The organism is Caulobacter sp. ALps2 (assembly GCF_058681635.1).
This window is the reverse complement of the sequence record NZ_CM178743.1, coordinates 2,389,365-2,415,908: the sequence shown is the minus strand read 5'-3', so window position 1 is coordinate 2,415,908 and position 26,544 is coordinate 2,389,365. Positions and strand designations below refer to the sequence as shown.

16 protein-coding genes and 1 pseudogene are annotated in these 26,544 nt (G+C 66.6%); 7 read left to right on the top strand and 10 right to left on the bottom strand.

What is annotated here, in order from left to right; genetic code table 11:
* Window positions 1-137 precede the first annotated feature (137 nt).
* Genes ACW173_RS11580 through ACW173_RS11565 form a run of 4 tightly spaced genes read left to right on the top strand, consistent with a single transcriptional unit; the run spans window position 138 to window position 6,361 of the window.
* A complete protein-coding gene (locus ACW173_RS11580; protein ID WP_492085498.1) occupies window positions 138-1,634 on the top strand; it encodes a TolC family protein in 1,497 nt (498 codons plus the stop codon).
* Window positions 1,631-2,722, top strand: a complete 1,092-nt coding sequence (locus ACW173_RS11575) for an efflux RND transporter periplasmic adaptor subunit (RefSeq protein ID WP_492085497.1) — start codon at window positions 1,631-1,633, stop codon at window positions 2,720-2,722. The genes ACW173_RS11580 and ACW173_RS11575 overlap by 4 nt, the downstream gene beginning before the upstream one ends.
* Entirely contained in the window at window positions 2,722-5,871 is a 3,150-nt protein-coding gene (locus tag ACW173_RS11570) for an efflux RND transporter permease subunit (protein WP_492085495.1), read from the top strand. Before ACW173_RS11575 ends, ACW173_RS11570 begins: the two co-directional genes overlap by 1 nt.
* 13 nt (window positions 5,872-5,884) lie before the next feature.
* The gene (locus tag ACW173_RS11565) at window positions 5,885-6,361 is read left to right on the top strand and encodes a GNAT family N-acetyltransferase (RefSeq protein ID WP_492085493.1); all 477 of its coding nucleotides are present in this window, start codon (window positions 5,885-5,887) and stop codon (window positions 6,359-6,361) included.
* Here ACW173_RS11565 and ACW173_RS11560 read toward each other — a convergent pair.
* From ACW173_RS11560 to rpsL, 5 genes are all read right to left on the bottom strand, one after another.
* Window positions 6,358-7,359: a sensor histidine kinase gene (locus tag ACW173_RS11560; RefSeq protein ID WP_492085491.1), complete on the bottom strand. Its 1,002-nt coding sequence runs from the start codon at window positions 7,357-7,359 to the stop codon at window positions 6,358-6,360. The two genes, ACW173_RS11565 and ACW173_RS11560, sit on opposite strands and share 4 nt — an antisense overlap.
* Before the next feature lie 223 nt (window positions 7,360-7,582).
* Window positions 7,583-8,773 (bottom strand): elongation factor Tu, encoded by a 1,191-nt coding sequence (gene tuf / locus ACW173_RS11555; protein ID WP_096051670.1) that lies wholly within the window; start codon window positions 8,771-8,773, stop codon window positions 7,583-7,585.
* Between the two features lie 123 nt (window positions 8,774-8,896).
* Window positions 8,897-10,975 carry an elongation factor G gene (gene fusA / locus ACW173_RS11550; protein ID WP_492085490.1) on the bottom strand — a complete coding sequence of 693 codons (2,079 nt, stop codon included), beginning with the start codon at window positions 10,973-10,975 and terminating at the stop codon, window positions 8,897-8,899.
* A 107-nt stretch (window positions 10,976-11,082) separates the two neighbouring features.
* Window positions 11,083-11,556: a 30S ribosomal protein S7 gene (rpsG, locus tag ACW173_RS11545; RefSeq protein WP_007661568.1), complete on the bottom strand. Its 474-nt coding sequence runs from the start codon at window positions 11,554-11,556 to the stop codon at window positions 11,083-11,085.
* Window positions 11,557-11,569: 13 nt separating this feature from the next.
* A complete protein-coding gene (gene rpsL / locus ACW173_RS11540; RefSeq protein ID WP_004624021.1) occupies window positions 11,570-11,941 on the bottom strand; it encodes a 30S ribosomal protein S12 in 372 nt (123 codons plus the stop codon).
* Between the two features lie 23 nt (window positions 11,942-11,964).
* Between rpsL and ACW173_RS11535 the strand changes: the two are divergent.
* A pseudogene (locus ACW173_RS11535) lies at window positions 11,965-12,212 on the top strand (hypothetical protein).
* 124 nt (window positions 12,213-12,336) lie between these two features.
* Window positions 12,337-13,110, top strand: a complete 774-nt coding sequence (locus ACW173_RS11530; RefSeq protein ID WP_492085488.1) for a hypothetical protein — start codon at window positions 12,337-12,339, stop codon at window positions 13,108-13,110.
* Here ACW173_RS11530 and ACW173_RS11525 read toward each other — a convergent pair.
* From ACW173_RS11525 to ACW173_RS11515, 3 genes are all read right to left on the bottom strand, one after another.
* Complete coding sequence (locus ACW173_RS11525; protein WP_492085486.1) at window positions 13,107-14,297, bottom strand: glycosyltransferase family protein; 1,191 nt, start codon at window positions 14,295-14,297, stop codon at window positions 13,107-13,109. The two genes, ACW173_RS11530 and ACW173_RS11525, sit on opposite strands and share 4 nt — an antisense overlap.
* Before the next feature lie 59 nt (window positions 14,298-14,356).
* Entirely contained in the window at window positions 14,357-16,153 is a 1,797-nt protein-coding gene (locus ACW173_RS11520; protein WP_492085484.1) for a methyl-accepting chemotaxis protein, read from the bottom strand.
* Between the two features lie 96 nt (window positions 16,154-16,249).
* Window positions 16,250-17,443 (bottom strand): acyltransferase family protein, encoded by a 1,194-nt coding sequence (locus ACW173_RS11515; RefSeq protein ID WP_492085482.1) that lies wholly within the window; start codon window positions 17,441-17,443, stop codon window positions 16,250-16,252.
* A 180-nt stretch (window positions 17,444-17,623) separates the two neighbouring features.
* Here ACW173_RS11515 and ACW173_RS11510 point away from each other — a divergent pair, with 180 nt between their 5' ends.
* Entirely contained in the window at window positions 17,624-17,968 is a 345-nt protein-coding gene (locus tag ACW173_RS11510; RefSeq protein WP_492085480.1) for a glycine zipper domain-containing protein, read from the top strand.
* 139 nt (window positions 17,969-18,107) lie between these two features.
* Here ACW173_RS11510 and rpoC read toward each other — a convergent pair whose 3' ends face one another.
* Together rpoC and rpoB are read right to left on the bottom strand one after the other, a co-directional pair.
* Window positions 18,108-22,298 (bottom strand): DNA-directed RNA polymerase subunit beta', encoded by a 4,191-nt coding sequence (rpoC, locus tag ACW173_RS11505; RefSeq protein WP_492085478.1) that lies wholly within the window; start codon window positions 22,296-22,298, stop codon window positions 18,108-18,110.
* A gap of 99 nt (window positions 22,299-22,397) precedes the next feature.
* On the bottom strand, window positions 22,398-26,468 hold the full coding sequence (rpoB, locus tag ACW173_RS11500) for a DNA-directed RNA polymerase subunit beta (protein WP_492085476.1): 4,071 nt from the start codon (window positions 26,466-26,468) through the stop codon (window positions 22,398-22,400).
* Window positions 26,469-26,544 lie beyond the last annotated feature (76 nt).

The following is a 26,544-nucleotide window of genomic DNA, read 5'->3' as shown; positions in this document are numbered from 1 at the left end:
CAGTAATGACGGGTGCGTCGCAACATAAGCTTCGCTAAAGCGTTGGACGGGGGGTTTTCCCGAGGGGGCAGGACCCCTAAGTGGGAAAACATTGGTCGCCAATCCGCTTTGTGGCGGAGTATCCGGGTTCGAACTACATGCGTCTTGCCAAGACCGGCGCCTTCAGGCGTCCAGGCCGGCCTTCTGGCTTGTCTTCCACCCTACTCGCGTCCGTTATCGTGGGCGCGGGCCTTTCGGCCTGCACCACGCCCGCGCGTCAGGTCGAGGTGAAGCTGCCCAACGCCTACGAGGCGCCGGCGGGCTCGCCCCTGGCCTCCCAAGCTCTGGACCAATGGTGGACCGCCTTCAACGACCCGGTCTTGAACGATCTGGTCGCCACCGCGCTGGAGAAGGCGCCGGACGCCCGCCTGGCCGCCGCCCGGCTGGAGGAGGCCCGCGCCGTGCGCCAGGGCCAGATCCGCGAGCTCTACATTCCGCAGACCCCGCTGGTCGGCTCCGCCAAGCGCACCGACACCGACATCATCGACCAGAGCGGCACCGGCGGCTTCACCCTAGGTGGGGTGACCAAGACCTATTCGGCCAATTTCGACGTCTCGTGGGAGCTCGATTTGATCGGCCGCCGCGGCGCCGCCCGCCGCGTGGTCGACAACGACCTGGCCGCCGCCCGCTTCGCCTATGAAGGCGCTCGCGCCGCCTTGGCCGCCAATGTCGCCCAGTCCTATTTCGAGGCCCGCGGCTACGCCGTGCAGCTGGAGGACGCCCGCGCCAACGCCACCATCGCCGACAACCTGTTCAAGGTCTCGGACGAGAAGGGCCGCCGGGGCCTCTCGGCCACCTCCGAGGGCGATCGCACCGCCGCCGACCTCGCCCAGGCCCAGGCCCAGGTCGCCCAGCTGGAAGCCCAGCTTCAGGCCGCCCGCCGCGGCCTGCTGATCCTTGTCGGCAAGGGCGTCGATCCTCTGGCCAGCCTCCCGGTCGAGCCGGTGCTGGCCACGGCCCCGCCGATCCCGGCCGCCGCGCCCGCCGAGCTGATGGCCCGCCGCCCCGACGTGCGCGAAGCCGCCGCCCGCCTGGCCTCGGCCTCGGGCAATCTGAACATCAACGAGCTGGCGCTGTTCCCGACCCTGACCCTGCAGCCGGGCATCGGCATCAGCAAGCAGATCAGCCCCAGCTTCCTCGCGCCCGGCTCGACCCAATCGACCACCAGCTCGGCCTGGACCCTTGGCGCCAACCTGTCGATCCCGGTGCTGAACATCCCCAAGCTGATGTCCGACATCAAGGCGCAGGGGGCCCGTGTCGAGCAGGCCGCCGTGACCTACGAACAGACCGTCCAGAAGGCGTTCGGCGAGACCGAGAACGCCCTGGTCCAGCAGGCCGCCGACGAGCGTCGCGTGACCCTGCTGGCCGCCGGCGAACGCCGCGCCGCCTCGGCCTACGAGGCCAGCCGCAAGGGCTATGCCGCCGGCCTCACCGACCTGACCACGGCCTTGCAGTCCGAGCAGTCCTGGCGCAACGCCCGCACGGCCTTGACCGGGGCCCGGACCCAGGCGCTGCAACGCGCCGTCCAGACCTACAAGGCGCTCGGCGGCGGCTGGTCCCCGCAGAGCATTCCCCAAAAGCCTTCCGCGCAATGAGACCCGAACCGATGACGACCCGCTCTCCGATCGCCACCGCCCTGGTCTGCGGCGCCCTCCTTGTCGGGGTAAGCGGCCTGTCCGCTTGTGGCGGCAAGAAGGAAGACAAGAAGCCCGCCGCCCCGGCCGCCGCTCAGGCCCGCACGGTCAGCGTCGGCAGCGTCGAGACCCGGCCGCTGGGCGGCGGGGTCGAGGCCTCCGGCCTGCTGGTCTCGCGCGAGGAAGCCGCCGTCGGCTCTGAGCTGACCGGCTATCGCGTCGCGCGCCTCTATGCCGACGAAGGCGACTGGGTGCGCGCCGGCCAGCCGCTGGTCCAGCTGGACGACACCCTGCTGCGGGCCCAGGTCGAGCAACAGGCGGCCGTCACGGCCCAGTCCCAGGCCGAGGCCAAGCGCGTCGCCGGCCTCGATGGCCAGGGCATCCTGTCCCAGGAGCAGATCGAGACCCGTCGCTACCAGGCGAAAGCTCAAGAGGCGGCGTTGAAGGAACTGCGCACCCGCGCTTCGCGCATGACCATTACCTCGCCGGTCAGCGGCCGGGTGCTGTCGCGCGGCGTGCAGCCCGGCCAGATCGCCGGCGGCGGCACGACCCCTTGGTTCACCATCGCCCGCGACGGCCTGGTCGAACTGGACGCCGAGGTCAATGAAGCCGACCTGTCGGGCATCCGCGAAGGCCAGGGCGCCCAGGTGTCCTTGCCCGGCGGCCAATCGATCTCTGGCGTCGTGCGCCTGGTCAGCCCGCGCGTCGACAGCGCCAACCGCCTGGGCAAGGTGCGCGTGCGCCTGCCCGTGCGTCCGGACCTGCGCCCCGGCGGCTTTGGTCGCGCCACCTTCGGGGCCTCGGGCGCGCCGGTCACCGCCATTCCGGAATCGGCCATCCGCTACGAGGCCGACGGCCTGTCGGTGATGACCGTCGACAGCAACAACCGCGCCCACCAGGTCGCCATCAAGGTCGGCCAGAAGGGCGGCGGCTGGGCTCAACTCGTCCAAGGTCCGCCCGCCGGCACGCGCGTCGTGCTGGGCGGCGCCTCCTTCGTGGCCGACGGCGACACCATCCGTCCCGCCGCTTCCAACCAGGCCGCCCGCTGATGGCTAGCGAACACAAGGCCGGTGAAAAGACCGGCGACCACAAGACCGGCGAGCTCAAGATCTCGGCCTGGGCGATCAAGAACCCGATCCCGGTCGCGGTGCTGTTCCTGGCGCTGATGATCGCCGGCATCGGCTGCTACCTGACCTTGCCGATCAAACAGTTCCCAAACGTCGAGTTCCCCGCCGTGACCGTGACGGTCACCCAGAGCGGGGCCGCGCCCGGCGAGATGGAGACCCAAGTCACTCGCCCCATCGAGGACGCGGTGGCCGGCATCTCCAACGTCAAGACCATCCGCTCGTCGGTGGTCCAGGGCGCATCGACCACGACGATCGAGTTCAATCTCGGCGAGGACCTGCAGAAGGTCACCGACGAGGTGCGCTCCAAGGTCGACCAGACCCGCTCGATCCTGCCGCGCGAAGTCGACGAGCCGATCGTTCAGCGCCTGGAGATCACCAGCGCCCCGATCATCACCTACGCCGTCTCGGCCCCGAACATGAGCTCGACCGAGCTGTCGTGGTTCATCGACGACACGGTCACCCGCGCCCTGCAGGGCGAGAAGGGCGTGGCCCAGGTGGCGCGCGTCGGCGGTGTGGACCGCGAGATCAACGTCGTCATCAATCCCGACCGCATGGCCGCGTTCGGCGTGACCGCCCCACAGCTGAACCAGGCCTTGGCCAATTTCAGCGTCGACGCACCCGGCGGCCGGGCCAATATCGGCGGTCGCGAGCAGACCCTGCGGGTCTTGGGCGCGGCGACCACGGTCGAGCAGCTGCGCCAGATCACCATCCCGATCAGCGGCGGCCGTTACGTGAAGCTCACCGACGTGGCCGAGGTGGGCCAGGGCTCGGAAGAGCAGCGCGGCTTCGCCCGCCTGGACGGCAAGGCCGTCGTCGCCTTCCAGGTGATGAAGACCCGCGACTCCAGCGACGTCGCCGTCGAGGATAACGTCAAGAAAGCCGTCGACGCCCTGGAGGCCAAGCAGGCGGGCGTGAAGTTCGTGAAGATCTTCTCGACCGTCGACGAGACCCGCGCCAGCTTCGCCGCCACCGAGCACACGCTGCTGGAAGGCATGCTGCTGGCCTCGCTGGTGGTTTTCCTGTTCCTGCGCGAGTGGCGCGCCACCCTGATCACCGCCATCGCCATGCCGGTGTCGCTGGTCCCCACCTTCGCCTTCATGGCGGTGATGGGCTTCTCGCTGAACGTCGTGACCCTGCTGGCCCTGACCCTGGTCATCGGCATCCTGGTCGACGACGCCGTGGTCGAGATCGAGAACATCGAAAAACGCGTCGCCCGCGGTCAGAGGCCGTTCCAGGCGGCGATGGAGGGCGCGGACGCCATCGGCCTGGCGGTCGTGGCCACCACCTTCACCATCGTCGCGGTGTTCGTGCCGGTGTCGTACATGCCCGGCACGCCCGGCCAGTTCTTCAAGGAATTTGGCCTGACCGTCGCCGTGGCGGTGCTGTTCTCGCTGGTCGTGGCCCGCCTGCTGACCCCGCTGCTGGCCGCATACTTCCTCAAGCCGGCCAAGCACGCCCACGAACGGCCCGAGTTCAAGGGCTTCTATCGCAACGTGCTGGACTGGTCGCTGGACCACCGGATCCTGGCTATCATCATCGGCACCCTGATCCTGATCGGCTCGTTCGCCCTGGTGCCGTTCATCCCCACGGCCTTCCAGCCGGCCGCCAACGCCAACTTCTACTATCTGAAGGTCCAGGGCCCGCCCGGCGCGACGACGGCGGACATGGAGCGCACCGTCCAGTCGGTGACCACCCTGTTCCGCAAGCGTCCGGAAACCGCCCACGTCTTCGCCCAGGTCGGCTCCAACATCGGCAGCGGCTGGGGCGGCCAGAGCGGGACCGACATCCGCGACGCCACCATCACCATCGTGCTGAACGGCAAGCGCGACCTGACCGTCACCGAGATCAAGCAGGTGGTCCGCGACGGCCTGCGCCAGATCCCCGACGCCCGGGTCAACCTGTTGGGCGACTGGGGCACCTCGGACGTGCAGACCATCCTCACCGCCGAGGACGGCCCGTTGCTGGAACGCACGGCCGCCCAGGTCGAGCGCGAGATGCGCGGCCTGTCCACCGTCGCCGATCCGCGTCCCTCCAGCCCGCCCAGCGGTCCGGAGATCGTCATCCGCCCCCGGGCCGACGAGGCCGCCCGCCTGGGCGTCAGCGCCGCCGACATCGCCGCCATCGCCCGTGTGGCCACGGTCGGCGACATCGACGCCAACGTCGCCAAGATGACCCAGGGCGAGCGCCGGATCCCGATCCGCGTGCGCCTGCCGGCCGAGACCCGAGCCGACCTCCAGGCCCTGGGCGCCCTGCGCATCCCGACCGCCAGCGGCGGTACAACGCGATTGGATAGTGTCGCCGACCTGTCATTCCAGGCCGGTCCGGCCAAGATCGACCGCTTCGCCCGCAAGCGTCAGCTGACCATCGAGGCCGACCTCAACAACGGCGCCCAGCTGGGTCAGGCGATGAGCGACGTCGGCGATCTGCCGACGATGAAGAAGCTGCCCGCCGGCGTCGCCCCAGCCACGGCCGGTGACCAGGAGGCCTTCGTCGAGTTGTTCACCGGCTTCGCCGTGGCCCTGCTGTCGGCCGTGGGCCTGGTGTTCGGCGTGCTGGTCCTGCTGTTCCGCAGCTTCTTCAAGCCGATCACCATCCTGTCGGCCTTGCCCCTGGCGATCGGCGGCGCGTTCCTGGCCCTGCTGGTCACCGGCCAGTCGCTGTCGATGCCGTCGCTGATCGGCTTCCTGATGCTGATGGGCCTGGCGGCCAAGAACTCGATCCTGCTGGTCGAATACGCCATCGAGCAGGAGCGGGCCGGCATGAGCCAGCGCGACGCCATCGTCGACGCCTGCCATGAACGGGCCCGGCCGATCGTCATGACCACCCTGGCCATGATGGCCGGCATGCTGCCCACGGCCCTGGGCATCGGCACCGGTTCGGAGTTCCGCCAACCGATGGCCGTGGCCGTGATCGGCGGCCTGATCACCTCGACCGTGCTGTCGCTGGTGCTGGTGCCGGTGGTCTACGAGATCGTCGACGACATCGAGATGTGGCTAAAGCCGAAGCTGGGGCGCCTGACCACGCCGCGCGAGGCCAGCCATGGCCAGGCCGTTCCGGTCGACCGGCTCTAGGACAGCTTTGGCGGTGATCATCAGGCCTTTCCACCCCGGCGACGAGGACGCCGTCGTCGGGGTGATCCTGCCGATCCAGCGCGAGGAGTTCGGCGTCTCGATCACCGCCGCCGACCAGCCCGACCTGGCCGATATTCCGGCTTGGTATCAGACCGGCGCGGGCCAGTTCTGGCTTGCCGAGCTGGATGGTGAAGTGGTCGGCACGGTGGCGCTGAAGGACATCGGCGGCGGGGCCTTGGCTCTGCGGAAGATGTTCGTGAAGCCGGTCGCGCGCGGCGCGGTCGGGGCGGCCCAGGCGCTGCTGGATACGGCGCTGACACACGCGCGCGGACGTGGCGTCGAGGCGGTGTGGCTGGGCACGACCGAAGCCTTCAAGGCCGCGCATCGCTTTTACGAGAAGAACGGCTTTGGCCTGGTCGAGGCGTCGGCGCTGCCGGAGACCTTCCCGCGCATGGCGGTGGATACCCGGTTCTATCGGCTGGCGCTCTAGTCCCGCTTCGGCGCGTAGCTCAGCCGGCAGACGGTCCAGCCGTTCTCCCGGGCCATTTCGAACTTGCCGCCCAGCTGCTGGGCCATGGCGCGGACGATGCGCAACCCCAGGCTCTTGGACTTGGCCGGATCGAAATCCGCTGGCGGCGCGGCGCCGTCGTTGCTGACCGTCAGCAGGTGGGTCAGGCCCGACTGATCCAGCACCACCCGCACCTCGCCACCTCCTTCCCCATTTGGCCCAGCCTCGCCGAAGCCGTGCTCCAGGGCGTTGTTGAAGCTCTCCAGCATCACCAGGGTCACGGGCGTGGCCTGGTCGGGGTGCAGGGGTTCTTCGCCGCCCGCGATCGTCAGGCGCACCCGCGCGCCAGCCGCGGCGGCGGCGCTGGCCAGCAGAGCCTCGGCGAAAGCGCGGAACGGCACGGGCTCGCCGGTGCGGTTGTGCAGCTCGCGCTGAATACGGGCGATGACCTCGATCCGCTCGCCGGCCTGGGACAGGGCGTGGCGGGCGTCGGCGTCGGTGATCCCCTGCCCCTGCAGCCGTAGCAGCGCCCCGGCGACCTGCAGGTTGTTGCTCACCCTGTGGTGCAGTTCGCGATAGAGCAGGTCGCGGCTGTCGGCCAGTTCGCGATACCGCTCGCGCTCGCCCTCCAGCTGGTCCAGCGCCTTGCGCATGCCGTCGATGAAGAAAACGTCGACCGCCACCACGAAAACATAGAAGGCCAGGGCCACCAGCACCGTGAAATCGACGCTGAAGCCGAACGCCGGCGGGATGAAGAAGTACCAGGCCGAGACGCCGCTCAACGCCGCGCACAGCACGCCGGGCCCCAAGCCGCCCAGATAGACGGCGACCACGATGGCCGGGAAGAAGGTCACATAAGGAAAGCCCGGCGGAAACACCGCGTCCAGGCCAAAGCGCAGCAGCACGGCGAAAGCCGTCAGGGCGATGGCCAGGCCGTAGCGGGCGACGACATTGCCCCTGATCCTCCGCCGCAAATCCAAGCGCTGACCTCCCCGTCCCCGCTTCGGTGCTCGCGCTTTCAAGCGGCGCCGTCAAGCCGGCAGCCGACACAGCAGGGAAATGGAAAAGCAAAAGGCCCCGGAGTTTCCTCCGGGGCCTTCGCTTAGATCAGGTCAGCTGTCGCTGAGATCGGTCGATTACTCGACGATCTTGGCCCACAGAAGCGCTTGCGCCTCTGGTCACCAAACACTGTCGTGAAAATCGTTATTCAACGATTTTCGCGACCACGCCGGCGCCGACGGTGCGGCCGCCTTCGCGGATGGCGAAGCGCAGGCCTTGGTCCATGGCGATCGGGGTGATCAGCTCGACGTCCAGCTCGGCGTTGTCGCCCGGCATGATCATTTCCACGCCTTCCTTCAGCTTGATGATGCCGGTGACATCGGTCGTGCGGAAGTAGAACTGCGGACGGTAGTTGGTGAAGAACGGGGTGTGACGGCCGCCTTCTTCCTTGTTCAGGATGTAGGCTTCGGCCACGAACTTGGTGTGCGGGGTGATCGAACCCGGCTTGCACAGCACTTGGCCGCGCTCGACGTCTTCACGCTTGGTGCCGCGCAGCAGCACGCCAACGTTGTCGCCGGCTTGACCTTGGTCCAGCAGCTTGCGGAACATTTCGACGCCCGTGCAGGTCGTCTTCTGGACCGGACGGATGCCGACGATTTCGACTTCTTCGCCGACCTTGACGATGCCCTTTTCGATACGGCCGGTGACCACGGTGCCGCGGCCCGAGATCGAGAACACGTCTTCGACCGGCATCAGGAACGGCAGGTCAACCGGGCGTTCCGGTTGCGGGATGTAGGCGTCGACCGAAGCCATCAGCGCCAGGATCGCCTCTTCGCCGATCTTGGCGTCGCGGCCTTCGACAGCGGCCAGGGCCGAGCCCTTGGTGATCGGGATGTCGTCGCCCGGGAACTGGTACGAGCTCAGCAGCTCGCGCACTTCCATCTCGACGAGCTCCAGCAGCTCTTCGTCGTCGACCATGTCGACCTTGTTCATGAACACGACCAGGGCCGGCACGCCGACCTGACGGGCCAGCAGGATGTGCTCGCGCGTCTGCGGCATCGGGCCGTCGGCGGCCGACACCACCAGGATCGCGCCGTCCATCTGGGCCGCGCCCGTGATCATGTTCTTCACGTAGTCGGCGTGGCCGGGGCAGTCGACGTGCGCGTAGTGACGGTTGGCCGTCTCATACTCGACGTGAGCCGTGTTGATCGTGATGCCGCGGGCCTTTTCTTCCGGCGCGGCGTCGATGTCGGCGTAGTTCTTGGCGGTCGCGCCGCCCGACTTCGCCAGCGTGATCGTGATCGCGGCCGTCAGCGTCGTCTTGCCATGGTCAACGTGACCAATGGTGCCGATGTTGCAGTGCGGCTTAGTGCGTTCGAACTTTTCCTTGGCCATCTTCTTAGCTCCAGGACCCCAGAGGGGCCTTTATCAAAACAGGTTGGACGTCTGGGGTTGGTCGGAAGGGGCCCATAGAGCCCCTTCCCAATCCTTCGTCTAGGCTTTTCCGCGAGGAAAGGCTTAGGCGTACTTCTTGATCACTTCGTCGGCGACGTGTTGCGGCACCGGGTCGTAGTGGTCGTAGACCATGCTGAACTGGGCGCGGCCTTGCGACATGCCCCGCAGGGTGTTCACGTAGCCGAACATGTTGGCCAGCGGCACGTAGGCATTCACCACCGTGGCGTTGCCGCGCATGTCTTGACCTTGGATCATGCCACGGCGGCTGTTCAGATCGCCGATGACCGAGCCCAGGTATTCTTCCGGCGTCACGACCTCGACCTTCATGATCGGCTCGAGCAGCTTCGGATTGCCCTTCTCGCGCAGTTCCTTGAAGGCGGCGCGCGAGGCGATTTCGAAGGCCAGGACCGACGAGTCGACGTCGTGGAACTTGCCGTCCGTCAGGGTCGCCTTGAAGTCGATCAGCGGGAAGCCGGCCAGCAGGCCGTTGTCCTTGACCGATTCCAGGCCCTTCTGGACGCCCGGGATGTATTCCTTCGGCACCGCGCCGCCGACGATCGCGTTTTCGAACACGAAGCCCGAACCCGGCTCGCCCGGCTCGAAGGTGATCATGACGCGGGCGAACTGGCCCGTACCACCGGTCTGCTTCTTGTGCGTGTAGTCGATGTCGACCTTGCGGCCCAGCGACTCACGATAGGCGACCTGCGGCGCGCCGATGTTGGCTTCGACCTTGTAGGTCCGCTTCAGGATGTCGATCTTGATGTCCAGGTGCAGCTCGCCCATGCCCTTCAGGATCGTCTGGCCCGACTCGAAGTCGGTCGAGACGGTGAAGGACGGATCTTCGGCGGCCAGCTTCTGCAGGGCGACGCCCAGCTTTTCCTGGTCGGCCTTCGACTTGGGCTCGACGGCGATCTCGATGACCGGGGCCGGGAATTCCATGCGCTCGAGGATGACCGGCGACTTCAGCGGATCGCACAGGGTGTCACCCGTGCGGGTTTCCTTCAGACCAGCCAGGGCGACGATGTCGCCGGCATAGGCTTCCTTGATGTCTTCGCGGTTGTTCGAGTGCATGAGCAGCATGCGGCCGACGCGCTCGCGCTTGTCGCGCGTGGCGTTCAGCAGCGACATGCCGGTTTCCAGCTTGCCCGAATAGATGCGGCAGAAGGTCAGCGAACCGACGAAGGGGTCGTCCATGATCTTGAACGCCAGAACCGACAGCGGCTCTTCGTCCGAGGCGTGACGCACGACTTCTTCTTCGGTCTTGAAGTCGATGCCCTTGGTCGGCGGGATGTCCAGCGGCGACGGCAGGTAGTCGACGACGGCGTCCAGGAGCGTTTGCACGCCCTTGTTCTTGAAGGCCGAGCCGCAGAGGATCGGATAGAAGGCGCCGGTCAGAACGGCCTTGCGCAGGCACTTCTTGATGGTGGCTTCCGACGGCTCTTCGCCGCCCAGATAGGCTTCCATCGCTTCGTCGTCGAGTTCGACGGCGTTCTCGACCAGATAGGCGCGGGCTTCGATCGCCTTGTCCATCAGGTCGGCGGGAATTTCCTCGTCGCGGAAGTTCGCGCCCAGGGCGTCGTTGTCCCAGACCACGGCCTTCATGCGGACCAGGTCCACGAGGCCCTTCAGGTTCGTTTCCGAACCGATCGGGAATTGGATCGGCACGGCCTTGGCGCCCAGACGGTCACGGATCGATTCCACCGACTTGTCGAAGTCGGCGCCGATCTTGTCCATCTTGTTGACGAAGACGATGCGCGGAACCTTGTACTTGTCGGCCTGACGCCAGACGGTTTCCGTCTGCGGCTCGACGCCGGCGTTGCCGTCCAGCACCGTCACGGCGCCGTCGAGCACGCGCAGGCTGCGCTCGACTTCAATCGTGAAGTCGACGTGCCCGGGGGTGTCGATGATGTTCAGGCGCTTGCCGTTCCAGAAAGCGGTCGTCGCGGCCGACGTGATCGTGATGCCGCGTTCCTGCTCCTGCTCCATCCAGTCCATCGTGGCGGCGCCGTCGTGGACTTCGCCGATCTTGTGCGACTTACCCGTGTAATACAGGATCCGCTCGGTCGTCGTGGTCTTACCGGCGTCGATGTGCGCCATGATGCCGAAGTTACGGTAATCTTCGATGTTATGCTGGCGGGCCATGATGGAGCTCTGCGTAGCGCTGCGGTGAGGCAGGGACATTTAAACGTGCGGCGCGGGCGGTTTATCGCAAACCGCCCGCGCCTGAAAGAGTGCTGATAGCGAAAAGCTTACCAGCGGTAGTGCGAGAACGCCCGGTTGGCTTCAGCCATCTTGTGGGTGTCTTCGCGCTTCTTCACGGCGGTGCCGCGGTTGTTCGAAGCGTCGAGCAGCTCACCGGCCAGCTTTTCGGTCATGGTGTTTTCGCCACGCTTGCGAGCGGCGGTCACCAGCCAACGAATGGCCAGGGCGCGGCGACGGTCCGGACGGACTTCAACCGGCACTTGGTAGGTGGCGCCGCCGACGCGGCGCGACCGGACTTCGATCGCCGGGGCGACGTTGTCCAGAGCGGAGTGGAAGGTTTCAAGCGGACCTTGGTCCTTGCGCTTGTTTTCCAGGATGTCGAAAGCACCATAGATGATGTTTTCGGCGACGGCTTTTTTGCCCTCGTACATCACGTAGTTCATGAACTTCGTGACAATCAGATCCCCAAACTTGGGATCCGGCAGGACTTGGCGTTTCTCGGCGCGACGGCGGCGGGACATCTTCTTCTATTCCTTACTTCGGACGCTTGGCGCCGTAGAGCGAACGACGCTGCTTACGATCCTTGACACCTTGGGTGTCGAGGACGCCGCGCAGGATGTGATAACGGACGCCGGGCAAATCCTTGACGCGGCCGCCGCGGATGAGCACCACCGAGTGCTCCTGCAGATTGTGGCCTTCGCCCGGAATGTAGCACACGGCTTCGATGCCGGTGGTCAGACGGACCTTGGCGACCTTACGCAGAGCCGAGTTCGGCTTCTTCGGGGTCGTGGTGTAGACGCGCGTGCAAACGCCGCGACGTTGGGGGCAGCCCTTCAGGGCCGGCACCTTGTTCCGGACCGGCTTCGGGGAGCGCGGCTTACGGATGAGCTGGTTAATGGTAGGCATTAAGTCTCTGCTCTGATGGAAGCGTGTGCCTTTCGGCCGGGGCGCTTCAGGTCCTTGTCTTTGTTGTTCTTGGTTCAAGGCTCCGCTTGGAGACCCGATAAACACGAAACTCGCCGGGGCGCGGGAAGCACACCGGCGGGTTCTCCGCTCACGAGGAGAGGAAGCTCATCGGAACGCACGCGAACGCACGCCTCGAAAAAGAGCGCGGTATGTACTCGCGAAGCCGCCCAACGTCAACCGCCTGTTCCCGCGTCGGTTAACGCCGGCTTAAGGCTGGATTTCCGGTCAAGTTTTCGCCACCGCTGGATGCGCAGGCTCACGCTCAAATGGAGCGCCTTGTTTGCCGGCCGACCTTCTCCATGTGGGGTGGGCGAAAGCAAGCGCCAAGAGGACAGGTGAGCGTCAGCTTGAGGATCAATGCGCACGACAGAAGGCGGGCGACGATTCTCGCCGGCTCGCTGTTGCTGCACGGGGTTCTGCTGGCCTGGCTGGCCGTGCCGGCACGCCCGCTTTTGGAAGAGCTGATCGCCGACGACCTGTCGACCGTGACGATCGACCTGATCCGGCCCGAGCGTGAAGAGCGGCCGCGACCTCGCCCGGCGATCGCACAAGCCTCGGGGCCCTCCCCCGTTCCGCCGTTCCAGGCGCGCCAGCCCACGCGGCCGGCGCCGGCGGGAGTCCCGACGTTGACCGTCCCGGCGGCCGGCATCTCGCGGCCGGGCACGGCCATCCGCCCCGCGCCTCTGCCGGGCGAGGGGGCCGGCGACCTGCGCACGGCCTTGCGAACCAGCACCGGCTGCGTCAGCGCCGACGCCGTCGGCCTCAATCGCCGCGAGCGCGAGAAGTGCGACGAGCGCTTCGGCGCGGCCAAGCCCAAGGGCGACCCGCTATCCGGCATGAGCGCCGCCAGGCGCCGCGAGCTGGAGGCCCAGGGCGCGGCGCAGGAGGCCTATCGCCGCTATCTCGACGCGCCCATGGCCCCGGGTGTCGACCATCGCAGCAAGGACCAGCCCGGCACGATGAAGGAGATCCCCTTCGTCCTGGGCGCCGAGCAGGACGGCCTGGGCCGGACGCGCAAGTCGGTCGTCGACCAGAAGCGCCGCGAGAACGATTCCGCCGACCGGGCCCGGCGGTTCCTGGAACTGCGGAAGAAGGCCGGCCAGCCTTAGGTCAGGAGGGGGGTCAGGACGGGAGCCAGGGCGGCGGCGATGACGGCGTCGACGCGGTGTTCGAAACGGTGCGCGGCGACGGCGCGGGCCTGGCCGGCCTGGCCGATGGCGTGAGCGACCTCGGGGTTGTCGACGAGCGTGGCCAAGCCGGCCAGATCCGACTCCAGCCTGGTCCAGCGATAGGACAGGACCTCGCGCCCCGGCTCGAACTGTTGGCTCCACCAGGCCCCGTCGGTGACAACGGCGGCGCCGGCCAGCATGGCGCTGAGGGGACGCTCGTGCGACCCCCGGCCGAAATTGGCGTTGGCGTTCAGCACCACCCGAGCCCGGCGCATCAGGGCGACCGTGTCGGCCAGAGTCATCGGCGGTCCAAGACGGAAGCTCTTGTGCCGCTCGATCCAGCCTTCATAGCCGGCCCCGACGCAGAACACCGGCAGGCCGGCCTGGCCGGCCAGTTCCAGCAGAGCCTGGCGACGCAGCTCGCGCGCCTGTTCGTGCACCCAGGTGGCGTAGCGGCGCATGCGTTCGTAGCGCGGGTGGGCGGGATCCTCGCCGTAGCTCCGCAGGGCCTGGTCAAGCGCCTCCAGGGCCGGGAGGAATTCCGTGCCCAGGGCCAGGTCCAACGCACGATCGAAGATCTGACGGATGCCCCTCCCCTCCTCGACCCAGGGCGCGGGCCCGACGCCATGGAACGAGCCGGCGAACAGGATCGGGATGGGACGTTGATCGACGAAAGCGTCGACGTCCGGATCGGCCTCGACCCGCTGGCCCACCGCCGCGTGCGGGCAGAAGGCGACGTGGGCGAAGTGGTCCGGGCCAAAGGTCCCGTGGATCGCCTCGACATGGGACGGGTCGACCGTGAGGATCACCGTCTCGCGCGGCGTAACCTCCAGCTGGTTCAGGTGGCTCAGCGGATAGTCGACATGCTGCAGCACGTGCGGCGCGGCGAAGATCTCGCCCAGCGACTGTCCCAGCAGCGCCTGGGCGTCGCCTAATATGCCGTAGGTGTGGACAAGGTTGGTCGGGGCTTGCGCCGCCGCGCGCAGCGCCGCGCCAATGTCGTCCGGGCCCACGATGTCGACGACGACCGCCTCGTGCCCCTTGTGGGCGAAGGCGGCGGCCAGTTCGTCGGTGAACCGCCGGGTCGCGTCATACCGCGACGGACCCTTGATGAAGACGGCGCGCATGGACGATCCCCGAAGCTTACGCGGCGACCCTGGCCAAACGTGGTTAACGAACCCTTGCCTTAGGCCGCGCGCCGGATCGCCGAGGCCGTGGCGCCGACGCGGAAGCGCTGGACCAGCTCGGCCAGGCCGCGAACCTCGTCCAGCAGCGACTGGCTGGACGCCGCCGAGCGGCTGGCCATGGCCGTGGTGTGCTGGGTCCCCTGGTCCATCTGATTGACGGCGGTGTTGACCTGGCTGAGACCCGAAGCTTGCTCCTGGGCCGAGGCGGCGATCTCGGTGATCACGCTGCTGATCGCGCCCACCTGGCCGGCGATGCGCTGCAGGGTCTCGCCGGCCGCGCCGACCAGCGACACGCCCGAGGCCACCTGGCGCTCGGAGTCGCCGATATGGACCTTGATCTCCTTGGCCGCGTCGGCCGAGCGCTGGGCCAGGGCCCGCACCTCTTGCGCCACCACGGCGAAGCCGCGGCCGGCTTCACCAGCGCGAGCGGCTTCGACGCCGGCGTTCAGGGCCAGCAGATTGGTCTGGAAAGCGATCTCGTCGATAACGCCGATGATCTGGGCGACCTGGCGGGAAGAGGCCTCGATGCCGCCGATGGCCTCGACGGCCGAGGCCACGACGTCGCGCGAGCGGCCAGCTTCGACCTGGGCGGCGCTGACGGCGCTGTGGGCTTCCTTGGCGCCGTCGGCCGTGCGGCGGACGGTGGCGGTGATTTCGTCGAGAGCGGCGGCGGTCTCTTCCAGGCTGGCGGCCTGCGCCTCGCTGCGGCGCGACAGGTCGTCGGCGGCCGAGGCGATGCCGCTGGCCCCGCTGTTCAGGCCCGACACCGCCGAGATCACGGCGGCCATCGCCCCTTCCAAGCGCTCGACGGCCTGGTTGAAATCGGCGCGCAGGCCTTCGTAGTCGTGGGCGAACGGCTCGGCCAGGCGCACGGTCAGGTCGCCGGCCGACAGACGGTCCAGGCCCTCGGCCAGGCGCTTGACCACCTGGGCCTGGTCGGCGGCGCGGCGTGCGCTGTCGGCGCCGGCGGCGTCACGCTCGGCTTCCGAGGCCTCGCGGTGCGCGGCGGCGTCGGCGGCGATGCGGTTCTTCTCCAGGGCTTCGTCGCGGAAGCGGTGCACGGCGTCGGCCATCAGGCCGATGTCGTCCTGACGGCCGGCGAACGGCAGGGTGACCGACAGGTCTCCGCCCATCAGACGGCCCATGGCGTCGCGCAGGCTCGACAGCGGCGACAGCTGGCGACGGGTCATCAGCACCGAGGCCCCCGCCCCGGCCGCGCCCAGCAGCACGCAGGCCAGCGCCAGCAGGGTCAGCTGGCGATAGACCGGCTGGAAGTAATCAGCCTGCGGCACGCCCACATAAAGCACGCCGATCACTTGGCCCGAGGCGTCCTTGATCGGGTCGTAGGCCACGAAGAACGGCCGGCCCAGGATCTTGGCCTCGCCGCGATAGGGCTCGCCCTTGCCCAGCACCGCGTCATGGACAGGCCCCTTGGCCAGGCTGGTGCCGACGGCGCGCGAGCCATCTTCCTTGGTGACGTTGGTGGTGACCCGCTTGTCGCCCATGAAGACGGTGGCGGTGCCGCCGACCAGGGCCTTCACGCGATCGACGCCGTCGAAGTCGCCGTTGAGCACGTGGTCGCCGACCATCAGCTGGTCGCCCTGGCGCTTGAAGCTCTTGCCCCGCTCGCCGACCACGTCCCAGGCCACCCGCATGCTGGCCTCCTGAGCCTGCGTCGCCTGCTGGCGCGCGAAATCCAGGGAGCTCTTGGCCACGATCCCCAGGACCGCGACGGTCAGGACCAGGAAGGCCGAGGCGATGGTCAGGCTGACCTTGGTGGAAATGCTGGCGCGCATGAGGGCTTGGGGACCGGAATTTGAGGCAGATCAAACTCCGGCATGCGCCGTATAGTTAAAGCGCTGATTAATAACAGTGTTAGGAACGCGACATAGTCACGCTTCGCGACGATAGGCCGCAGGACGGGGCAGGAACCTGACCGCCAGCCAGCGCCGGGCTGGCTCATCGTAGAGCTTGAGGCAGGCCCAGGCGATCGTGACGGCGGCGATCAACAGAACCGCCCCGACCAGCGCGCCCTCGGCGACCGGCGGCTTCTTGTCCACGACCCAACCGGTGTAAATGTAGATCAGCGGATAGTGGGTGATGTAGAGCGGATACGACAGGTCGCCGAAGAAACGGGCCACACGCACCGACGGACCGTCCCAATCTTCTTTGGCAACGCGCTTGTCGCCCGCGCCGATGGCCACGATCAGCGGGAACAGCACGATCACGCAGGCCGCCTCGTACAGGCCGTTGATCCAGCGCTGGTCGCCCACGCCGAAACGTGGCAGCGACATCGCCACCACCAGCAGCAGGCTGCTGACGGCGAAGGCGTTCTTGATCCGGATCCGCCTGCCCAGGCGCATCAAGAGGATGCCGGCGAAGAACGGGAACATCACCCGCGTCAGGCCGATGCGCACGCCGCTGGCGTCCAGCGCCCAGCCGCCGATCACGTCACCACGCGGACCGAAAACCAGCAGGTGGATCAGCGCCAGGGCCGATAGGAAGACCAGCACGCCCAGCCAGCGGTTCGACAGCTTCCGCAGGCCCACGGCATACAGAATGTTGCCGATATATTCGTAGAACAGCGACCACTGCGGGCCGTTCAGCGGATAGATCTCGCCCCAGCCGCGGATCTCGGCCGACGGCGTCAGCGGGATCATCACGAAGCCCAGCAGCAACACGCCCAGCACCTGCCAGGTCGTGACGGTGTCTAGCTTGGGGAACAGCGACCCGTGCTGGAAGCCCAGCAGGACCGCGCCGATCAGGCCGCCGACAATGATCATCGGCTGCAGGCGCACCAGGCGGCGCTTGTAGAAGTCCCACTGGCCCATGCCCGTCTGGTTTGGGCCCGCCGCCCAGCGCTCGTCATAGGCGTAGGCGATCACGAAGCCCGACAGCAGGAAGAAGAAGTCCACCGCCAGGTAGCCGTGGTTGATGATCTGCCGCGCAGGACCGCCGCCGGCCCAGGCCTCGAACAGGTGGAAGACCACCACCATCAAGGCGGCCACGCCCCGAAGCCCGTCCAGGATGACGTAATGGCTCTTGCCGGGCGCAATGGCGTCGGTCGCCGTGGCGGAAACGGTCATGCGTATGGGCCCCGACCCTGTCGTTCTTGGCGACAACCCGGGCCGCGCGGCAGGGTTGCCGGATTTGAGCAGGGCCGCAATAGGCCCCGCTTAGCCCCAGCGCGGAACGGTCCTCGAAGGGGCGGGTTGTGCAAGCGTCCCAGCGGCGCATCGCGCCCTCCTCCTGCCTCGAGCCCGATCATGACCGACTATGTCGATAGCCTGACCTCCGACGCCTCCAAGACCGCCGACCGGGCGCGCGCCAAGGTCGAACCCAAGCTGAAGGCGGTCACCGGCGCCGCTCACGAAGCCTATGACAGCCTGCGGGACGTCGCGACCGAGGCCCTGGGCGAGACCCGGGCCCGCGTGAAGGACATCGCCGCCCAGGCCTCCGACGAGATCCAGCATCGCTATGGCGACCTGGAAGCCTGGGTGCACGAGAAGCCGGCCCGGGCCGTGGGCATCGCCGCCGGCCTCGGCATCATCCTGGGCCTGCTGCTGCGCGGCCGCTCGACCAAGACCATCTACGTGCGCGAGCCGCGCTAGCCCCGCAGCCCACCACCGAAAAGCAAAAAAGGCCCGGGAGTGATCCCGGGCCTTTCCGTATTCGCTTTAAGCCTGAGGCTTATTCGCTGTCCGGCCCCGGACGCCCATGGGCGTCCGAGTTTCCGAGTGTTTCGGACGCCTATTCGGCGTCCGAGAGAGCGATCTCGGCCGGCAGCGGCTCCATCGCTTCTTCGCGCTGCTGGGCCAGCTGCTCGTCGCGCTTGGCGGCGACGCGCTGCAGGCTGCGCAGGTAGGAACCCGTACCGGCGGGGATCAGACGACCCACGATGACGTTTTCCTTCAGGCCTTCCAAGGTGTCGGTCTTGCCGTGCACCGAGGCTTCGGTCAGGACGCGGGTCGTTTCTTGGAACGACGCGGCCGAGATGAAGCTCTTGGTTTGCAGCGAGGCCTTGGTGATGCCCAGCAGCACCGGCTGGGTCACGGCCGGACGACCGCCGCGAGCAACGGCCTTGTCCTGTTCCTTGTCGAACTCCGGCTTATCAAGGTGGTCACCCTTGATCAGGCCGGTGTCGCCGGGCTCGAGGATCTCGACCTTCTGCAGCATCTGACGAACGATCGTCTCGATGTGCTTGTCGTTGATCGGCACGCCCTGCAGTCGATAGACCTCCTGGATCTCGTCGACGAGGAAGTTCGCCAGGGCCTCGACGCCCAGGATACGCAGGATGTCGTGCGGATCCGGGTTGCCGTCGATGATGTACTCGCCCTTGGAGATGAAGTCCCCGTCGTGGACGGCGATGTGCTTGCCCTTCGGGATCAGGAACTCGACCGCCTCGGCCTGGTTGCCATCGGCGTCGACGTCCGGCGTGATCTTGATCCGGCGCTTGTTCTTGTAATCCTTGCCGAATTCGACACGGCCGTCCATTTCCGCGATGACCGCGCAGTCCTTGGGACGACGGGCTTCGAAGAGTTCGGCGACGCGCGGCAGACCACCGGTGATGTCCCGGGTCTTGGCGCCTTCGGTCGGGATACGCGCGATGACTTCACCCGGCTTCACTTCGTCGCCATCGGCGACGGAGAGAATGGCGCCGGCCGACAGGAGGTAGCGAGCCTCGCCGCCGTTCGACAGGCGCTTGTACGAGCCGTCTTCCGACAGCACGCCCATGGCCGGACGCAGGTCCGAACCACGGGCCGACGTACGCCAGTCGGCGATGACGCGCTGGGCGATGCCGGTCGCTTCGTCGACTTCCTCGCGGATGGACAGGCCATCCACCAGGTCTTCGGCGCGGATCTTGCCGGCCACTTCGGTGATGATCGGGGTGGTGTAGGGGTCCCAATCGCCGAGGCGCTGGCCGCGCTTGACCGTGTCGCCGTCCTTGACCCGCAGGCGGGCGCCGTACGGCGGCTTGTAGGTTTCGCGCTCCTTGCCGTCGACCAGCACGCTGACCGAGGTGTTGCGGCTCATGATGACCAGCGCGCCGTCGGCGCCGACAACGGTCGGGCCGATCACGCGGACCGTACCCTCGTTGGAGGCTTCGAAGAACGACTGCTCGGCCACCTGGGCGGTGCCGCCGATGTGGAACGTACGCATGGTCAGCTGCGTGCCGGGCTCACCGATCGACTGGGCGGCGATGACGCCGACCGCTTCGCCGATGTTCACCGGAGTGCCGCGGGCCAGGTCGCGACCATAGCAGGCGCCGCAGACGCCGACCTTGGCTTCGCAGGTCAGGACCGAACGGACCTTCACCGACTGAACAACGGCGGCCTCGATGGCGTCGGCGATGTTCTCGTCGATATAGGTGTCGGCCGGAACGACCAGCTCGCCGGTGCCCGGATCCTTGACGTCCTCGGCCGTGAAGCGGCCCAGGACGCGGGTGCCCAGCGAGACCAGCACGTCGCCGCCTTCGACGACGGCGCGCAGGGTGATGCCCCGCGTGGTGCCGCAGTCTTCCTCGACGATGATGCAGTCCTGCGCGACGTCGACCAGACGACGGGTCAGGTAGCCCGAGTTGGCGGTCTTCAGCGCGGTGTCCGCCAGGCCCTTACGAGCGCCGTGGGTCGAGTTGAAGTACTCCTGAACGGTCAGGCCTTCCTTGAAGTTCGAGACGATCGGGGTCTCGATGATTTCGCCGGAGGGCTTGGCCATCAGGCCGCGCATGCCGCCCAGCTGCTTCATCTGGGCTTGCGAACCACGGGCGCCGGAGTGGGCCATCATGTAGATGGCGTTGATTTCCTTCTCGCGGCCGTTCTCGTCCTTATGCTTCATCTGAAGCTCGGCCATCATCTCGTCGGCGACGCGATCGGTAGCCTTGGCCCAGGCGTCAACGACCTTGTTGTACTTCTCGCCCTTGGTGATCAGGCCGTCGGCGTACTGTTGCTCGTACTCTTCGGCCAGCGAGCGGGTTTCGGCGACAATCGCCTCCTTCCGCTTCGGGATGATGATGTCGTCCTTGCCGAAGGAAATGCCGGCCTTGGCGGCTTCCTTGAAGCCCAGACCCATGACCTTGTCGGCGAAGATGACCGTCGCCTTCTGACCGCAGTGGCGGTAGACGATGTCGATCAGATTGCCGATTTCCTTCTTGGTCAGCGCCTTTTCGATCAGGCGGTGGCCAATCTGCGGGTGGTGCGGCAGCAGGGCGGCGATCTTCATGCGGCCCGGCGTGGTGTCGATCACCTTGCGCAGCAGAACGCCTTCCGGAGTCATCTCGGTGTGGCGCGCCTTGATCTTGGCGTGCAACGAGATGACGCCCGCGTCCATGGCGGCTTCGATTTCACCCAGGTCGGCGAAGATCTTGCCTTCGCCCGGCTCACCTTCGCGGGCGACCGACAGGTAGTACAGGCCCAGGACGATGTCCTGCGACGGCACGATGATCGGGCGACCGTTGGCGGGCGACAGGATGTTGTTGGTCGACATCATCAGGACGCGCGCTTCCAGCTGAGCTTCCAGGCTCAGCGGGACGTGCACGGCCATCTGGTCGCCGTCGAAGTCGGCGTTGAACGCGGCGCAGACCAGCGGGTGCAGCTGGATCGCCTTGCCCTCGATCAGCTTCGGCTCGAACGCCTGGATGCCCAGACGGTGAAGCGTCGGGGCGCGGTTCAGCATGACCGGGTGCTCGCGGATCACCTCTTCGAGGATGTCCCACACCTGCGGCTGCTCGCGCTCGACCATGCGCTTGGACTGCTTGACGGTGCCCGACAGGCCCTTGGCGTCCAGGCGCGCGTAGATGAACGGTTTGAACAGCTCCAGAGCCATCTTCTTGGGCAGGCCGCACTCGTGCAGCTTCAGCTCGGGACCGACCACGATGACCGAACGGCCCGAATAGTCGACGCGCTTGCCCAGCAGGTTCTGACGGAAGCGACCCTGCTTGCCCTTCAGCATGTCGGCCAGCGACTTCAGCGGACGCTTGTTGGCGCCCGTGATGACGCGACCGCGACGGCCGTTGTCGAACAGGGCGTCGACCGACTCCTGCAGCATCCGCTTTTCGTTGCGGATGATGATGTCGGGCGCGCGCAGCTCGATCAGGCGCTTGAGGCGGTTGTTACGGTTGATGACCCGGCGATACAGGTCGTTCAGGTCCGAGGTCGCGAAGCGGCCGCCGTCCAGCGGCACCAGCGGACGCAGTTCCGGCGGGATGACCGGGACGACCGTCAGCACCATCCACTCGGGACGGTTGCCCGACTCCTGGAAGGCTTCCAGGATCTTCAGGCGCTTCGAATACTTCTTCTGCTTCATGTCCGACACGGTGCCGGCCAGTTCCTCGCGCAGACGCTCGGCCTCTTTCTCGAGGTCGATGGCCTTCAGCAGGTTCTGGACGGCCTCGGCGCCGATCTCGGCGGTGAAGCTGTCGTCGCCGTACTCTTCCTGGGCGCGCATGTAGTCGTCTTCCGACAGCAGCTGGTGCTGCTTCAGCGGGGTCAGGCCCGGCTCGGTGACGATGTAGTATTCGAAGTACAGGACGCGCTCGATGTCCTTCAGCGGCATGTCGAGCATCATGGCGATACGCGACGGCAGCGACTTCAGGAACCAGATGTGGGCGACCGGCGAGGCCAGTTCGATGTGACCCATGCGCTCGCGACGGACGCGGGCCAGGGTGACTTCAACACCGCACTTTTCGCAGATGATGCCCTTGTACTTCATGCGCTTGTACTTGCCGCACAGGCATTCGTAGTCCTTGGTCGGGCCAAAGATACGGGCGCAGAACAGGCCGTCACGCTCGGGCTTGAACGTGCGGTAGTTGATGGTTTCCGGCTTCTTGATCTCGCCGAACGACCACGAGCGGATCTTTTCCGGCGAGGCCAGCGAGATACGGATCTGGTCGAAGGTCGGAGCGGCCTGGACCGGATTGAAGATGTTCAGGACTTCCTGGTTCATCTTGGTTCCTTCTGCGGGATTACCCGCGAAAATTCATAGAGTTGGAGAGGGCTGACAGGGCCCCTCCCCCGCGGTTCACGCGAGGGAGGGTGATCCGGATCAGCTGTTCTCCAGCTCGACGTTCAGGCCGAGCGAGCGCATTTCCTTGACCAGCACGTTGAAGCTTTCCGGGATACCGGCTTCGAACGTGTCGTCGCCGCGGACGATCGACTCGTAGACCTTGGTGCGGCCGGCCACGTCGTCGGACTTCACCGTCAGCATTTCCTGCAGGGTGTAGGCCGCGCCGTAGGCTTCCAGAGCCCACACTTCCATTTCCCCGAAGCGCTGACCGCCGAACTGGGCCTTACCACCCAGCGGCTGTTGCGTGACGAGCGAGTACGGACCGATCGAACGGGCGTGGATCTTGTCGTCGACCAGGTGGTGCAGCTTCAGCATGTAGATGTAGCCGACCGTGACCGGACGCTTGAACTGCTCGCCGGTCAGACCGTCGAACAGGATCGACTGACCCGAGCGGTTCACGCCGGCCATTTCGAGGTGGTCCTCGATATCGTCCATGCGCGCGCCGTCGAACACGGGGGTGGCGATCGGAACGCCCTTGCCCAGGTTCTTGGCCAGTTCGACCAGACCCTCTTCGGTGTCCGGCAGTTCTTCGTCCGGGCCGTAGATGTCGCGCAGGCGCGTCACCAGGGCTTCCTTCTGACCGCCGTGCTGCCAGTCTTCCAGCAGGTTGGTGATCTGCTTGCCGAGATTGGCGCAGGCCCAGCCGAGGTGGGTCTCGAAGATCTGACCGACGTTCATGCGCGACGGCACGCCCAGCGGGTTCAGAACGACGTCGACGTGCGTACCATCGGCGAGGAACGGCATGTCCTCGATCGGCAGGATGCGCGAGATGACGCCCTTGTTGCCGTGACGGCCGGCCATCTTGTCGCCCGGCTGCAGCTTGCGCTTCACGGCCACGAAGACCTTGACCATCTTCATGACGCCCGGAGGCAGTTCGTCGCCGCGTTGCAGCTTATCGACCTTGTCTTCGAAACGACGGTCGAGGCGCTTGCGGTTCTCGTCGAACAGGCGGCGCAGGCTTTCCAGTTCGCCCATCGCCTTCTCGTCCTCGAGGGCGATCTGCCACCACAGGCCCGAAGCCACCTGGCTCAGGTTTTCGGCGGTGATCTCGCCGCGCGACAGGCCCTTGGGACCCGACAGCGCGACCTTGCCGATCAGCAGTTCCTTCAGGCGGCCCGAGATGTTGCGGTTCAGGATCGCGAACTCGTCGTCGCGGTCCTTGCCCAGACGGTCGATCTCGGCGCGTTCGATAGCCAGGGCGCGTTCGTCCTTGTCGACGCCGTGACGGTTGAACACCCGCACGTCGACGATCGTGCCGGCGACGCCCGGGGGCAGACGCAGGCTGGTGTCGCGGACGTCCGAGGCCTTTTCACCGAAGATGGCGCGCAGCAGCTTTTCTTCCGGCGTCATCGGGCTTTCGCCCTTCGGCGTGACCTTGCCGACCAGGATGTCGCCCGGCTGGACTTCGGCGCCGATCGCCACGATGCCGGCTTCGTCGAGGTTGCGCAGGGCTTCCTCGCCGACGTTCGGAATGTCGCGGGTGATTTCTTCCGGACCCAGCTTCGTGTCGCGGGCCATGACTTCGAATTCCTCGATGTGGATCGAGGTGAAGACGTCGTCACGGACGATGCGTTCGGAGATCAGGATCGAGTCTTCGAAGTTGTAGCCGTTCCAGGGCATGAACGCGACGAGCGCGTTGCGGCCCAGGGCCAGTTCGCCCAGCTCGGTCGACGGGCCGTCGGCGATGATGTCGCCGGCGCTGATCCGGTCGCCCACCTTCACCAGCGGACGCTGGTTGATGCAGGTCGACTGGTTCGACCGCTGGAACTTCGACATCCGGTAGATGTCGACGCCCGAGCGGGCCGCGTCGGTTTCTTCCGTGGCGCGGATGACGACACGCGTGCCGTCGATCTGTTCCACGACGCCGGTGCGCTTGGCGATGACGACGGCGCCCGAGTCACGGGCGACGACGGCTTCCATGCCGGTGCCGACCAGCGGGGCGTCCGACTGCACCAGCGGCACGGCCTGACGTTGCATGTTCGAGCCCATGAGGGCGCGGTTGGCGTCATCGTTTTCGAGGAACGGGATCAGGGCGGCGGCCACCGACACGACTTGGCGCGGCGACACGTCCATCAGGTCCACCGTCTCCTTTTGCAGGAGGGTCGGTTCGCCGTTGATGCGGCCCGGAACCAGGTCGTCGACGATCTCGCCTTCGAACACCGCGATGTTCGACTGGGCGATGACGTGCTTGGATTCCTCCATCGCCGACATGTAGACGACTTCGTCCTGCGGCTTGCCGTCCTTCACGCGACGGTACGGGCTCTCGATGAAGCCGTACTTGTTCACGCGGGCGTGGGTAGCCAGCGAGTTGATCAGACCGATGTTCGGGCCTTCCGGCGTTTCAATCGGGCAGATCCGGCCGTAGTGGGTCGGGTGAACGTCGCGGACTTCGAAGCCGGCGCGCTCACGGGTCAGACCGCCCGGGCCGAGGGCCGAGAGACGACGCTTGTGGGTGATTTCCGACAGCGGGTTCGTCTGGTCCATGAACTGCGACAGCTGCGAGGAGCCGAAGAATTCGCGGACGGCGGCGGCGGCCGGCTTGGCGTTGATCAGGTCGTGCGGCATCACGGTGTCGATGTCGACGGACGACATACGTTCCTTGATGGCGCGTTCCATGCGCAGCAGACCGACACGGTACTGGTTTTCCAGCAGTTCGCCCACCGAGCGAACACGACGGTTGCCCAGGTTGTCGATGTCGTCGATTTCGCCGCGACCATCGCGCAGGCCCACCAGGACCTTCAGGACGGCCAGGACGTCTTCCTTGCGCAGGATGCGGACTTCGTCCGACACGTCCTGCTCCAGGCGCATGTTCATCTTCACGCGGCCCACCGACGACAGGTCGTAGCGCTCGGCGTCGAAGAACAGCGACTTGAACATCGCCTCGGCGGCTTCCACCGTCGGCGGCTCGCCCGGACGCATGACGCGATAGATGTCGAACAGCGCGTCCTCACGGACGGCGTTCTTGTCCACGCGCAGGGTGTTGCGCATGTACGCGCCGACCGTGACGTGGTCGATGTCCAGCACGTCGATGGTGTCGAAGCCTTGGTCGGCCAGGGCCTGGATCGCCGGGACGTCCAGCTCGTCGCCGGCTTCCGAATAGATCTCGCCGGTCGAGAAGTTGACGGCGTCACGGGCCAGGTAGCGGCCGGTCAGGGCTTCCGGGGCCAGCAGCAGGGTCTTCAGACCCGCGTCGGCGAACTTCTTGGCTTGGCGAGCCGTGATCTTGGTGCCAGCCGGGGCCACTTCTTCGCCGGTGTCGGCGTCGACCAGCGGGAACTCCGGCTTCACGCCGCGCCAGCGCTCGGGCTTGTACGGGGTGGCCCAGCCGCCCGCGCGCTTCTCGAACGGGACGACGTCGTAGAACGTGGTGAGGATCTCTTCGCCGTCCATGCCCAAGGCATAGAGGAAGGTCGTGGCCGGCAGCTTGCGGCGGCGGTCGATGCGGACGTAGACGATGTCCTTGGCGTCGAACTCGAAGTCCAGCCACGAACCGCGATACGGGATCACGCGGGCGGCGAACAGCAGCTTGCCCGAGGCGTGGGTCTTGCCCTTGTCGTGGTCGAAGAACACGCCCGGCGAACGGTGCATCTGCGAGACGATGACGCGCTCGGTGCCGTTGACGATAAAGGTGCCCTTGTCCGTCATGAGCGGGATATCGCCCATGTAGACGTCCTGCTCCTTGATGTCCTTGACCGAGCGGGCGCCGGTTTCTTCTTCCGTTTCGAACACGATCAGGCGCAGCTTGACCTTCAGCGGCGCCGCGAAGGTCATGTCGCGCTGGATGCACTCTTCAACGTCGTACTTGGGCTCTTCGAACTCGTACGAGACGTACTCGAGCACGGCGCGTTCATTGAAGTCCTTGATCGGGAACACCGACTTGAAGACCGCCTCGACGCCCTCGTCGCGACGCTGGCCCGGACGGACCTCGCGCTGCAGGAACTGTTCGTAGGAAGAGCGCTGAACCTCGATGAGGTTCGGCATCTGCACAGCCTCGGGAATGCGGCCGAAAGACTTCCGGATCCGCTTCTTGCCGGTGAAGGATTGCGCCATGTTTTTTCCCTGCGGCGCGGACAGAGTCCGCGCGTGAATTCGAATGTACCTAGCGTCCACCCTCGCCGCTCGCCTG

Coding starts and splice junctions, on each gene's coding strand:
- ACW173_RS11580 (WP_492085498.1), top strand. CDS start 138: ATGCGTCTTGCCAAGACCGGCGCCTTCAGGCGTCCAGGCCGGCCTTCT.
- ACW173_RS11575 (WP_492085497.1), top strand. CDS start 1,631: ATGAGACCCGAACCGATGACGACCCGCTCTCCGATCGCCACCGCCCTG.
- ACW173_RS11570 (WP_492085495.1), top strand. CDS start 2,722: ATGGCTAGCGAACACAAGGCCGGTGAAAAGACCGGCGACCACAAGACC.
- tuf (WP_096051670.1), bottom strand. CDS start 8,773: ATGGCCAAGGAAAAGTTCGAACGCACTAAGCCGCACTGCAACATCGGC.
- fusA (WP_492085490.1), bottom strand. CDS start 10,975: ATGGCCCGCCAGCATAACATCGAAGATTACCGTAACTTCGGCATCATG.
- rpsG (WP_007661568.1), bottom strand. CDS start 11,556: ATGTCCCGCCGCCGTCGCGCCGAGAAACGCCAAGTCCTGCCGGATCCC.
- rpsL (WP_004624021.1), bottom strand. CDS start 11,941: ATGCCTACCATTAACCAGCTCATCCGTAAGCCGCGCTCCCCGAAGCCG.
- ACW173_RS11525 (WP_492085486.1), bottom strand. CDS start 14,297: ATGCGCGCCGTCTTCATCAAGGGTCCGTCGCGGTATGACGCGACCCGG.
- ACW173_RS11520 (WP_492085484.1), bottom strand. CDS start 16,153: ATGCGCGCCAGCATTTCCACCAAGGTCAGCCTGACCATCGCCTCGGCC.
- ACW173_RS11515 (WP_492085482.1), bottom strand. CDS start 17,443: ATGACCGTTTCCGCCACGGCGACCGACGCCATTGCGCCCGGCAAGAGC.
- ACW173_RS11510 (WP_492085480.1), top strand. CDS start 17,624: ATGACCGACTATGTCGATAGCCTGACCTCCGACGCCTCCAAGACCGCC.
- rpoC (WP_492085478.1), bottom strand. CDS start 22,298: ATGAACCAGGAAGTCCTGAACATCTTCAATCCGGTCCAGGCCGCTCCG.
- rpoB (WP_492085476.1), bottom strand. CDS start 26,468: ATGGCGCAATCCTTCACCGGCAAGAAGCGGATCCGGAAGTCTTTCGGC.